At 67.0% G+C, this 12258-nt stretch carries 11 protein-coding genes; 4 read left to right on the forward strand and 7 right to left on the reverse strand.

The window, feature by feature from the left end; genetic code table 11:
• Nucleotides 1–13: 13 nt before the first annotated feature.
• Both AC0KS4_RS25550 and AC0KS4_RS25555 read left to right on the forward strand, forming a co-directional pair.
• Complete coding sequence (locus tag AC0KS4_RS25550; RefSeq protein WP_238955448.1) at nt 14–985, forward strand: 2-hydroxyacid dehydrogenase; 972 nt, start codon at nt 14–16, stop codon at nt 983–985.
• Nucleotides 986–1093: 108 nt separating this feature from the next.
• Nucleotides 1094–1546 (forward strand): ATP-binding protein, encoded by a 453-nt coding sequence (locus AC0KS4_RS25555; protein WP_238955451.1) that lies wholly within the window; start codon nt 1094–1096, stop codon nt 1544–1546.
• Nucleotides 1547–1567: 21 nt separating this feature from the next.
• Here AC0KS4_RS25555 and AC0KS4_RS25560 read toward each other — a convergent pair whose 3' ends face one another.
• From AC0KS4_RS25560 to AC0KS4_RS25575, 4 genes are all read right to left on the reverse strand, one after another.
• Nucleotides 1568–2785, reverse strand: coding sequence for a cytochrome P450 (locus AC0KS4_RS25560; protein WP_225327781.1), 1218 nt, complete (start codon nt 2783–2785; stop codon nt 1568–1570).
• 78 nt (nt 2786–2863) lie between these two features.
• Nucleotides 2864–4543 (reverse strand): nitric oxide reductase activation protein NorD, encoded by a 1680-nt coding sequence (locus AC0KS4_RS25565; RefSeq protein WP_238955453.1) that lies wholly within the window; start codon nt 4541–4543, stop codon nt 2864–2866.
• The gene (locus AC0KS4_RS25570; protein WP_225327783.1) at nt 4543–5361 is read right to left on the reverse strand and encodes a CbbQ/NirQ/NorQ/GpvN family protein; all 819 of its coding nucleotides are present in this window, start codon (nt 5359–5361) and stop codon (nt 4543–4545) included. The genes AC0KS4_RS25565 and AC0KS4_RS25570 overlap by 1 nt, the downstream gene beginning before the upstream one ends.
• Entirely contained in the window at nt 5362–6534 is a 1173-nt protein-coding gene (locus tag AC0KS4_RS25575; protein WP_238955455.1) for a spirocyclase AveC family protein, read from the reverse strand. It lies immediately after the preceding gene.
• A gap of 104 nt (nt 6535–6638) precedes the next feature.
• On the opposite strand from AC0KS4_RS25575, the gene AC0KS4_RS25580 reads away from it, so the two are divergent.
• On the forward strand, nt 6639–7241 hold the full coding sequence (locus tag AC0KS4_RS25580; protein WP_225327785.1) for a TetR/AcrR family transcriptional regulator: 603 nt from the start codon (nt 6639–6641) through the stop codon (nt 7239–7241).
• Nucleotides 7242–7275: 34 nt separating this feature from the next.
• Here the strand turns inward: AC0KS4_RS25580 and AC0KS4_RS25585 are convergent, their stop codons facing one another.
• The 3 genes from AC0KS4_RS25585 to AC0KS4_RS25595 form a co-directional block, all read right to left on the reverse strand.
• Nucleotides 7276–8631, reverse strand: coding sequence for a WS/DGAT/MGAT family O-acyltransferase (locus tag AC0KS4_RS25585; RefSeq protein WP_238955458.1), 1356 nt, complete (start codon nt 8629–8631; stop codon nt 7276–7278).
• Nucleotides 8632–8741: 110 nt separating this feature from the next.
• Nucleotides 8742–10070 carry an MFS transporter gene (locus AC0KS4_RS25590; protein WP_225327787.1) on the reverse strand — a complete coding sequence of 443 codons (1329 nt, stop codon included), beginning with the start codon at nt 10068–10070 and terminating at the stop codon, nt 8742–8744.
• A gap of 299 nt (nt 10071–10369) precedes the next feature.
• A complete protein-coding gene (locus AC0KS4_RS25595; protein ID WP_238955459.1) occupies nt 10370–10942 on the reverse strand; it encodes a hemerythrin domain-containing protein in 573 nt (190 codons plus the stop codon).
• A 341-nt stretch (nt 10943–11283) separates the two neighbouring features.
• Here AC0KS4_RS25595 and AC0KS4_RS25600 point away from each other — a divergent pair, with 341 nt between their 5' ends.
• A complete protein-coding gene (locus tag AC0KS4_RS25600) occupies nt 11284–12168 on the forward strand; it encodes a cyclopropane mycolic acid synthase family methyltransferase (RefSeq protein ID WP_238955461.1) in 885 nt (294 codons plus the stop codon).
• The last annotated feature ends 90 nt before the right edge of the window (nt 12169–12258 follow it).

Below are 12258 nucleotides of genomic sequence, written 5' to 3' on the forward strand. Positions count from 1 at the left end.
GCATGATGGGGGCGTGACGGCCGAGAAGCTGAGTGGGGTGCTGCGGGTCGGCGAGCTGGAGCCGGCGCTCGCCGAAAAGCTGGGCGAGCGCTACGACATCGCGAAGCTTCCCGACGGCCCGGCTCGGGCCCGATTCCTGAACCAGCATGCCGCCGACGTGCGCGTGCTGCTGACGTGGGGGCCGCCGGGTGTCGATGCCGATACCATCGCGGCGCTGCCCAACCTGGAGGTCATCGTCAACAACGGGGCCGGGGTGGATCTGATCGACCTGGAGGCGGCGAAGCGCCGCGGTATCGGCGTGAGCAACACCCCGGATGTGCTGTCGGACACGGTCGCCGACACCGCGCTGGGCCTGATCTTGATGACGCTGCGCCGTTTCGGCGCCGCCGATCGCTACGTGCGGGCGGGCCGGTGGGCGCGCGAGGGCCGGTTTCCGTACGCCCGGGACGTCAGCGGCCTGCGGGTGGGCATCCTGGGCCTGGGCCGCATCGGTTCGGCGATCGCCACCCGGCTGCGCGGATTCGATTGCGCCATCGCGTATCACAACCGTCGCCGCATCGAAGGCTCGCCGTACCGCTACGCCCCGTCGCCCGTGCAACTCGCCGAGTCGGTCGATGTGCTCGTCGTCGCCACCACGGGCGATCAAGGGACCCACAAGTTGGTCGACCGCGCCGTGCTGCAGGCCTTGGGTCCCGAGGGGTATCTGATCAACATCGCCCGGGGCAGCGTCGTCGATCAGGACGCGCTGGTGGAGTTGCTCGTCGGCGGGGGGCTGGCGGGTGCCGGCCTGGACGTCTTCGCGGACGAACCGCATGTGCCCGCCGAATTGTGTGACCTGGACAACGTGGTGCTTCTCCCGCACATCGGCAGCGCGACCGACCGGACCCGCCGGGCGATGGCGCTACTGGCGCTCCGCAACCTCGACAGCTACCTCCACACCGGCGAACTCGTGACGCCCGTGCTGACGCCCCGCCGGGACGGCTGATCGATTCGCGACACCGTGACCTGGTGATCGTGAACGGAAACCTGCCTGTGGCCGAAGCGATACCGGGCGGAGGTTATCGCCGCGACCGCAACTGGGTATGTGGCATTCATGAGCCCACTACTGCCGGAGACAGCCGCGCCGGCGCGCCTGACACTCGCCGGCGAAGCCCGCCCCGATACGGCGGCGGAGTGGCGCCGTGCCCTGCAACAGTGGCTGCGGCACGAGGTGCGCGCGCCGGAGGACATTCGCGAGGACGTGGTTCTGGGCGTGAACGAAGCCCTGGCCAACTGCGTCGAACACGCCTACCGCTCCTGCCGCGAGGCCGGCGGAATGAAACTGCAGGCCAGCTACGACCCGGGCACCGAGTCAATCCGGGTGTGCGTCAGTGATCGCGGGCGTTGGCGCAAGCCCTCGTCGAGGCACACCAACGATCCGCGGGCCTCGCGCGGCATCACGCTGATGCACAACCTCGCCGATCACTGCACCATCCACGCCCGCCCCAACGGCACCAGCGTCTACCTGGACTACGTGACCGACGCGGACGGCACTGGCCACCAATAGCTTTCACGCAGCATGTCGATCTCACCCGCCCGACGGCGCCGAGGGCGTGAACCTGACCGGCATGCTCTCCAGGCCGCTGACGAAGTTGGCCGGCCGCAGTGGCAGCGGGTCCTCCGACGCCAGCTCCATGTCGGGCAGGCGCTTGAGTAGTCGCTCGAGCATCATCGACAGCTCCAGCCGTGCCAGCTGATTTCCCAGGCAGAAATGGGTCCCGAAGCCGAATGCCAGATGGTTGTTGGGGTAGCGGTCAATCCGGAAGCGCTCGGGATCCCCGAACACCGCTTCGTCGAAGTTCGCGGATTCGAAGAGCAGGATGATCTTCTCGCCCCGCGCGAGCTGCGTGCCGTGAAACTCGAGGTCGGCGGTCAACGTGCGGGCCATGTTCTTGACCGGCGCGGTCCACCTCAGCATTTCTTCGATCGCGTTGGGCAGCAGAGCCACGTCGTCGACCAGCTGCCGGTGCTGCTGCGGGTGGCGCAGGATCTGCGCGGTGCCGCCCGACAGCGTGTGCCGGGTGGTCTCGTCGCCGCCGATGAGCAGCAACAACACCTCGGTCACGATCTCGTGGTCGGCGAGCTTCTCGCCATCGACCTCCGCGTGCACCAGCACGCTGACCAGGTCGTCGGTCGGTTCGGCCTTGCGCGCCGCGATCATGCTCGTCATGTATTCGGTGTAGGCGGCGAAGGCGTCGATGGAGACCTGGAAGTCCTCTTGGGCGGTCGTGCTGCTGAGCAGGGTGACCATGTCGTCGGACCAGCGCAAAAACATCTGCCGCTCTTCGGGGAGCACCCCGAGCATGTCGCCGATGACGGCCATGGGCAGTGGGGCCGCAAGATCCCAGACGAAGTCGCATTCACCGCGTTCGCAGACGTTGTCGATCAGGGCATCGCACAGCGCGCCAATCGAGGCCTCCCGGTCCTTGACGCGTTTCCGGGTGAATCCCGCGTTGACGAGCTTGCGCCGCAACAGGTGAGCGGGATCATCCATCGCGATCATCATCGGCGGCGCGTCCTGGTCCGGCCGGATGCCGCCCGCGTTGGAAAACAGCTCCGGCGCCCGCTCGGCGTCGATCACCGCCTGATACGTCGCGGCGGCGGCCAGCCCGTTGCGGTCCCGAAAGACCGGCTCGTTCTCGCGCATCCACCGATAGACCGGCCGCGAGTCGCCGGCGTAGAAGGCGCCGTCGGTCAGATCGACGTCGGGCCGTAGCTGGTTGCGCGTATCAACAGTGCTTGGCATGGCTCACCCTTCCCCGAAGCGGGCATGCGCGATCTTACCGTGGACCTTACAGTAGGCGCGGTGGTAGACATCCCGCCCTCACGCCGGTCCCGGCGCGGCGCGCTCGCGTAGCGCAGTCAGGAACAGCTCGTCCATCCGCGGGCTGACCTCGGCCAGGGTCGCGGCGCTGGCGTAGCGGGCGGAGCCGAAGACGCGCTCGAGCTCGTCGGCGGCGGTGGTACTTCCGAGCGAAAGGCATAGACATGCCACGCCATCGCCACGGAGTTCCTCGAGCGCCTTGTTGGCGTCGGCTTCCGCGTAACGGCCGTCGTAGCCGTCGTCATAGGGGCACCCGTCGGACAGGACGAGAAGCAGCCGGTTCGGCGTGCCGGCCTCCGTGTTGAGGATGTCGCCCGCGCCGCGGATCGCCGCGCCCAGGCGCGTATAGCCCGACGGCTCAAGCTGATTGAGGCGCGCCCGCTGCGGGGCGCCGAAGCGCTGGTCGAACGTTTTGATCGCCGGCAGGTGCACGGCATGCCGTCCGTGGGACCGAAACGCATAGATGGCCACGCGGTCACCGAGTTCCTCCAGGGTCATCGCCACTGTCGCCGCCGCGCGCCGCTGGTGGTCATGGACGCTGTTGCCCTGGTGGTCGGCGTCGGTCGCCGATCCGGAAGCGTCGAGCAGAATGAGGACACCGAGATTCCGAACGACATTGCGCCGCTGGGTGTAGACGGCCTCGGTGGGTGAATAGCCGGAGCGCAGGTCGATGAGGAGATCGACGAGTGCCTCGATGTCGATTTCGTCACCGTCGGGGCGCGCCCGCAAGAGTCTGGGACCGAGGCCGACGCGCGCCAATCGCCGCCGCAGCTCGTCGTCGCGCGACACCTGCGCGGCCGAGATACGGGCGGGCCCGGTGAGCGGAAAATCGATCACGCGGCACCAGTCCGCCCGATAGCGATTGGTGAAGACGTCCCACTCCGGGTGCAGCGCACCGCCGATTCCCAATGCCGCGCCTGGCCTGCCGTCGACGAAATTGATGCGAGTCGCAAGTGGACGGGCCGATGCGCCAACCGTTCGTGCCGGCCGGATCGAGCGGGCCTGAAACTCCCCGCCCGAAGAGTCGTCACCGCGTGACGGCGTCTCGCCCAACAGTTTTCGGAAAAAATCCATCAGCGCCCGTGAACTGAACAGTGGGTTCTCGAACAGCTTGAGAATCTTGCTTTCCTCGGAGGCGGCCTCGTCCTCGTCATCGGGCTCCGGCGCGGCGACGAGCTCGATCGCCGTCCGCAGATCCGCGTCCGTGGCCGGGGCGGCCCGCCTGTCGGAAGACGCCAGGAGTTGCGTCGGCCGGATGACGCCGAACCACGCCGGGGGGTCCGCGATTGGGCTTGTGCCCCTGGCCATTTCGAGGGAATGATCCGCGGTTGCGGTGCGGGGCTCACCGTCGGGGCAAAGGGCCGCCGCCAGCGCAACGGTGGGGGCGAGTTCCGCGAGCGCCCGGTGGGCCTCCAGGGTGAGGTAGCGGCGCGCGAGGGCCGGGCGCGCGCGCAGGCGCTTCACCAGCCGCCGATCCAGGCTGCCGGCGCCGAGCAGCGCGCTCTGGACCAGCACCTGACGGCGCTGCTCGTCGGCGGACCCGGCTGCCGGGACGAAGATGACGTCGCCATTCGTGTAGGCGTCCTGGCCGGCCTCTGCCTCGGCGACCTCGACGGACCGGCCGGCTATGTGGGTGGCGAGGAGCCTATACCGTTGCGGGCCAATGGTATCCGCAACCATCACCTTGGGGGTAGGAGGGAGTCGACGAGCTCACCGAGCGCAGCGACGACGTCGCGGTCATCGGACAGGATCCGGACGATCGCCGCCTGGACGGCGCTGCGCAGGCCGAGCCCTTCGGCGACCAGGCTGCCGGCGAGGATCAGCATGCGGGTGGACGACACCTCGCGAAGCGGTGAGCCATCGAGGTTTCGGATCGCGTTACCGACTGTGACCAGAGCGCGCGCCGTCGCGACGTCGATTCCCGCTTCGTGGGCAACGACTTCCGTCTCGGTCTCGACGGGCGGGAAGCCGAGTTCGATGGCCACGAAGCGCTGCCGGGTCGACTCTTTGATGTTCTTCAGCACGCTCTGGTAGCCGGGGTTGTAGGAAATGACCAGTTGAAATCCCGGCGCTGCGGGCACCGTCGTACCCAGGCGGTCGACCAGAAGCTCGCGGCGGTGATCGGCGAGCGGATGGATGACCACCGTGGTGTCCTGGCGGGCTTCGACGATCTCGTCCAGGTAGCAGATCGCGCCCTCGCGAACGGCCCGGGTCAACGGCCCATCCACCCAAACCGTTTCTCCCCCTTTGAGAAGGAAACGCCCGACCAAGTCGGCCGACGTCATGTCTTCGTGCGCGGCGACGGTGATCAAATCGCGTCCGAGCGCGTGGGCCATCGCCTCCACGAACCGCGTCTTGCCGCATCCCGTCGGACCCTTCAGCAGCACCGGCAGGCCGCGGCGGGCCGCCGCGCGGAACACCTCCACCTCATCGCCGGCCGGCCGATAGAACGGTGGCTGCGACGTCGGGCGAACGGTGGGCTGGGAGTTCGTCAGCACCTAGTGTCCCCGTTCGAAGGGGACGACTTCCGGCAGCTGGCCGCCCGGCGGGAGGACGAGATGGCCGTGCACGTCGACGTATCCGGAGCGTTTGGTGGGTACGGGCAGAGCGGGATTCGGGCATGGCGTGTCCGTCCCGTCACCGCAGATGCCGCCGTTGAAATACGAACGCTTCTGGTGGTCTTGGGGCCACGGGTCGGAGTGCATGCCGATCCACTGCGCGGGCACGTTGTAGAAGAAAAAGAAGCACGAGCTGACGCCGGCGAAGATCGCCAGGAAGCGCGTGAACTGCTGTCCGGCGAATCCCCCTCGCACGTGGTCCAATCCGCGCTCGACGACGGTGCGGCCACGATCGTCGGTGAAGAAGCGCAGACAGCACAGCGCGGCCTGCACACCACCCCACATCAGGCCTTCGTAGACCGGCCACTGGTAGTAGGTGTCGGCATTGATCGACACGGACCTGATGGCACCGGGGTACGTGTAGAAGCCGATCGGTAGCAGGACCAGACCCTCCATGACGAAGTCGAAGACGAAGGCGAGCGCGTAGGTGACCAGGACCAGCCGAAGATTGCTGATGTTCGGCCAGCGCGTCTTGATTTTGCGCATGATCCAGCACCCGACGATCGTGATCAGCAGGACGCCGTACGCGTAACCCGGTGCGTTGGTCAACAGCGGTTCGGACACCTGACGGCCCGGCTCCTCCGGGGAGACCCAGCCCGGAATGTTCGACGACCAGGAGCCGCGGTTGAACAGCCAGGTGTTGTAGGTGCACCACGTGTTGAGGTAGTTCAGCAACGGATCCTGGAAGAACATCAGGCCCATCGACAGCACGAGCATGCCGTCCAGCGTGATGCGCCGCTCGCGCCGCCACGGCCTGATGAAGAACCACCACACGACGACCGGCAGCGCGATCCACAGCGCCACCGCGTTCGCCATGAGCGGCACCTTCATGTACATCGGTGGCTCGCTCGGACCCGAGGGCACCCGCTCGAAATAGGGGCCGGTGATCCATCGGATCCACACGTAGAGCTGGAGCACCAGCAGCGCGCCGCCGGCGGCGGCCCAAATCTTGATCGGTCTCACCGGGGACTGTCCTTGCGCGCCCAGTTCGGCCGCGCCGGGCGGTGACTCGGTGACAGACGCGGCCTTGTTGCTGCTAGCGAGATCGCTCATGACGCTGGTCTCCTCCCGGGTTGGCACTCCGTGCTCCGAGCAATATACTCATGAGTATCTGAGAAACGGAATAGGTTCTCGCAAGCTCTGGCAGAATCTGGCGCATGGTTGAGCGTTGGACGCGGGAGCGCCGCCTCGAGCACACGCGCTCCCTCCTGGTCGATGCCGCCGAGGAGGTCTTCGGCGAAAAGGGGTTCGTCGCGGCGACGCTCGACGACATCGCCCACGCCGCCGGCTACACGAAAGGCGCCATCTACAAACACTTTTCGACAAAGGAAGATCTGTTTCTGGCGGTCAGCGATCGCTACTGGCGCCGGTACTTCGTCAACTTCACCGAAGTGATGGCTCCGGCGACGCAGGTCGGTGCGCGGGAGCTCGACGAGATCGCCAAGCGCTGGAGCCAGCTCAGCCGCGACCGCGGGGCGGAGCACGCCGCGCTGGGTCACGAGTTCATGCTGTACCTGCTGCGCAACCCCGAGGCGCGGGAACGCGTGGCCGCCAAGAGATCAGAGGCCGTCGACGCGCTGGCAAAGTTCATCGTGGCGGGCATCGACCGGCTCGGTGGGACGTTGCTGATCCCCGCGTCGACCTTCGCCCAGGTCCTCGTCGCCACCAGCGACTCGATCGTGTTGGGCAGCCAACTCGATGACGTGGACCTCTTCCGGCCGATCGTCGAGATGTACGTGTCGGTGATCAAGCTGCCCTGACCGCCGGCTCGAAAAGCGCTGTGGCGCACAGCTTTCAGGCGCCGGTGGCGATCTCCAAGTCCTTCAACGACTCCTCGAGATGACCCAGCATCCGCTGCAGGTGCGGAATGCTGCGCCGGCAGCCGACCAGGCCGAAGTCGAGGTTGTCGGCGTTGTTGGTCACGGTGATGTTGACCGCCTGGCCGTCGAGGGGGATGGACAGCGGATAGTTTCCGTCCAAACGGGCCCCGCGCCAGTACAGCTGCTCCGAGCGGCCCGTCGACACGTTCGAGATCACGATGTTGAACGGCGGTGAGCCCGCGGACAGGTAGCCGGGGATCAGCCCGAAGAACAACCCCCCGATGTTGAAGGCCGACAGGGCCAACTGCTGAACCGGCGGCAGCTGCCAGAACACCTCCTTGGTGTCGCGGATGGATGCGCTGATGATCTCGAGCCGTTTCGCCGCGTCGTCGAGGTCCGTGCCGAGGTTGCACAGGAAGGTGCCGACCATGTTGCCGCCGCGGTCGTCGTCGTCCTTGCGCAGATTGACCGGCACCATCGCGGTCAGCGGGGCGTCCGGCAGCGCGTTCTGATCCAACAGATAGGCCCGCAGGGCCCCGGCGGACATGGCCAGTATCACGTCGTTGACCGTGACACCCGCGGCCGCCTTGACCGCGTTGATGCGCTCCAACGGCCAGGACTGGGCGGCCACCCGCCGCGCGCCGCCGATCCGGACATTGAACATCGACCGCGGCGCCTGGAACGGAAGGGTGAGTTGCTGTTCGAGCAGCGCGGCCCGCGCGAGCTTCAGCGTGGACGGCGCCAACGCCAGCGCCGACCCCGCGGTGCGGCCCACCCGCTCGAACAGGGAGGAGCGCTTGCGTCCGCCGCGCTTGCGCGGGGCCATGCTCCACGGGACCCGCACCTCGTCGTCGTCCGGATCGGAGGTGAAGGCCCGCTGTATCAAGCGGAGCGCCGACACGCCGTCCATGAGGGAGTGGTGGTACTTCGTGTACACGGCGTAGCGCCCGTCCTGCAGGCCCTCGACCAGGTGCGCCTCCCACATCGGGCGGTGCCGGTCGAGCAGGCTGCCGTGCAGCCGGGAGACCAGCTCCAAGAGGTCGCGGACCCGTCCCGGTTCGGGCAGCGCGGAACGGCGGAGGTGGTAGTCGAGTTCGACGTCCTTGTCGATGGACCAGGCGACGTTGGTGACGCCGCCGAAGAAGGCCGGATGCTTGCTGAAGGCCGGTTGCACGTCCGTGCACTCGAGCATCGCCTGATAGCACTCGCGCACGAAATGGGGCCCGGCATCCTCGGGGGGCTCGAACAGCTGTAACGCACCCACGTGCATCGGATGCTCGCGTGACTCGCCGATGAGGAACAGCGCATCCGTCGGTGATATCGGTTCCATGGGTGTCGCCCCCAACTGTTGCGGTCGCGCCGCCTACCGGATGGACGGCCTACCTCCTAGTAACCACGGCGGGCACCGCCCCAAACGGGCCGAGTGCGCCGGGACGGTGGCTAGCGGACGTCGTCGGCGAGCGCGCGAGCCTCCCGCTCGGTTTCGACCGCGGGCCCCGAGCCCGGCAACGGCTTGCCGGCGACCTCGGGGGTGAACAGCAGGGTGACCGCGCCCACCACGCCTCCGAAGATCAGCATGTAGGCCGGCACCATCACGTTGCCGGTGCCCGATACCAGAGCCTGGGCGATCAGCGGCGTGATGCCGCCGACGAGCGAAATCGAGATGTTGTAGGAGATGGCCAGCGCCCCGTAGCGCACGTTGGTGGGAAACAGCGCCGGCAGCATGGCCGGCCCGGTGCTGTCGAAGCACAGTTCCATCAAGCCGATCAGCAGCACGCCGATGAAGATCACCGGATAAATGCCGCCGAAGCGGATGAGCAGGAACGCCGGGATGGAGGCGACGATCAACAGGCCGCAGCCCGTCCACATGATGGGTTTGACGCCGATGCGATCGGACAAGGCGGCGACGAGCACCACGGTGGCCATCAGGATCGCCAACGTGGTCACGATCATGACCAGGCCGGCGGTGTGGCCGACGCGCACGAAGAGCCGCAGGTACGTCGGCAGATATCCGGTGAGCATGAAGTCGGCGACCTGGGAGGTCAGTACCAGCGCCGCGCAGATCAGCATCGGCCGCCACTGCTCGACGATGGTGCGGCGAATCTGTTGCCCGCCCTGGCCGCCCGAGTGCGCGTCGTCGTGGGCGCTCTGGTAGGCCGACGACTCCTCGAGCCGCAGCCGCAGGAACAGCGCGACCAGGCCGAAAGGCAAGCCCAACAGCAGCGGAATCCGCCAGCCGTAGGTCAGCATGGCGTCCTCGGGCAGCCAGGTCTGCAGCCCGGTCACGAGCAGGCCGGCCAGGACGAACCCCACCAGATTGCCCATCGGCAAGAACCCGACCATCATGCCGCGTTTGTGGTCGGGCGCCTGCTCGACGAGATAGGTCATGGCGCCGACGTATTCGCCGCCGGTCGACAGGCCCTGGAATATCCGCGCGAGGACGAGCAAGATCGGCGCCCAGATGCCGATGGTGCTGTAGGTGGGCAGCAGGCCGGTCACGGTCGTGCTCACCGTCATCATCAGGATGGTGACCACCAGGACCCGGTGGCGCCCGATCCGGTCGCCCAGCGGGCCGAAGATGAACCCGCCGAGCGGACGCACGACGAACGCCGCCGCAAGCGTTCCGAAGGTCGCGATGAGGTGGACTCCGCTGACGTTCTTGCCGGGATAGAACACCTGGGCGATCGTGGTCGCGATGTACCCGTAGACCCCGAAGTCGTACCACTCCATGAAGTTCCCGATCGCGGTGCCCATGATGGTTCGGCGCATCGCGGGGTCGGCAACCCTGATTTCTTTACGTGCCCATTTCCTCCGGCGGCGTCGAATAACCATCGAATCAAGACTTACCCACAACTTTCTCAGGGACAACCGGCGGGGTGGGCTTCATGGGCCTGACGTGGGACGACCGACGGCGACCGCGGCGAACCCACGTGCCCGTGCGCGGGTTTGCTCGTGTGCGACAAACGCCAGCTAGGACCGGGTCGCCGGCATTGATGCCGGCGGCGTCGCGGCGCCGCGGGATCCGACGCAGGTTATCCCCGTCACGCTCGCCCGGTCACGCGCGCAGGTCACTGGCCCTTCAGGCTGCCGATGCGCAACGAGAAGTCCGAGGGTTTGGACGGCGGGGCCTCCACCTGCTCGACATAGCGGCGCGGGTCACGGTCCGTGATCGGCAACCCCGCGGTGGTGGGATGCTCGGCCATGAACTCGCTGTACTGGCGCCCCAGCGCTTCGCGAAGGCCGATCGGGGCGTTGCGGCGGAAGTCCGACAGCCCTTCGCGCTCCTCTTCGCCCATGTGATCGTCGTTGGCCTCCCGGGTGCGCCCGACGGCCGCCCACCATTGCTCGCTGCCGAGTTCGGCCGAATCGGCATCGCGCACGCCGTCGCGAATGTCGTTGTGGTCGCCGATGGCGTCGAGCGTCTCGCCTTCGGCCTCGTCACCGCCCCGTTTGAGTAGTTGCGGGTAGAAGATCTTTTCCTCGATGTAGGCGTGCACGTCGAGCTTCTCGGCGAGCGGTCGCCACACCCGTTCGAGCCCGGCGCGGTCGGTGGTCCGCTGTGCCTGCAGGTAATCCAGCCGGGCGAACTGTTCGCGGAACCACTCGTGGTCTTCGAGGATCAACATGGTGATGTCGGCCATTGGCGAGCCTCCGCCTCCGTGACGCCGGTCAGCCGGCTGGGTTGCGCGTTCGACACCATTAAAGAACGCCGGCCCCGGCGTACCCGTTTACGGGGTCGATGTAACGACCCCATCGCCCGCTGCCAGGGTGTGCGCGCCCGAGTTGCTCTGAGCCGCAGGGGATTACCAAATTTGCGCCGACGTCAGCGATCTGGCAGGCTGTGGGCCATTTCGGCGGTACTACGCTGCCCGGGAACTCGCCGCGAGGGCGCGGTGGGCCGGCCGGATACACTGGGGCGTCCGTGCGGCGATCGATTCGATCGCGCCATTGAACCCGATATGAATAAGTCAGAGGTTGTGCCTTGTCCGAAAATCCCGGCGATGCCGTCAGCTTGGAACCGCATTTCGAGGACGTACAAGCGCACTACGACCTGTCCGACGAGTTCTTCGCGCTTTTCCTGGATCCGACGCGGACCTACAGCTGCGCGTACTTCGAGCGCGAGGACATGACGCTGGAAGAGGCGCAGGTCGCCAAGGTCGACCTCTCGCTGGGCAAGCTGGGATTGCAGCCGGGCATGACGTTGCTCGACGTCGGGTGTGGCTGGGGCACCACCATCGTCCGCGCCCTTGAGCGGTATGACGTCAACGTCGTCGGGCTCACGCTGAGCCGCAATCAGCAGGCGCACGTGCAGCGCCGCCTTGACGCCCATCCGTCCGCGCGGTCCAAGCGGGTGCTGCTGCAGGGCTGGGAGCAGTTCGACGAAAAAGTCGACCGCATCGTCTCGATCGGCGCCTTCGAGCACTTCGGGCGCGACCGCTACAACGATTTCTTCAAGACGGCCTACGAGGCGCTCCCGGCGGACGGCGTGATGATGCTGCACACCATCATCAAGCCCAGCGACGAGGAGTTCGCCGAGCGCGGGCTGCCCATCACCATGACCAAGCTGCGCTTCATGAAATTCATCATGGACGAGATCTTCCCGGGCGGGGACCTTCCGCAGGCCAAGGGCGTCGTGGAGCACGCCCAGCGTGCCGGCTTCGGGGTGAAGCTGGTCCAGCCGCTGCGCCTGCACTACGCCCGCACCCTCGACACTTGGGCGGCCGCACTCGAGGCGCGCCGCGACGAGGCCATCGCGATTCAATCCGAAGAGGTCTACGACCGGTACATGAAGTACCTCACGGGCTGCGCGGACCTGTTCCGCGAGGGCTACACCGACGTCGCGCAGTTCACCCTGACCAAGGGCTGACTCCCGCCTCTCATCTCACCCTTCGGGCACGGCCCGGTTTACCGGCATAGCACGGCGGGTAATTCCACGGCAACAACCTGATTCGGTCGG

This window comes from Mycobacterium sp. NTMscope_MAC_12, assembly GCF_976985675.1.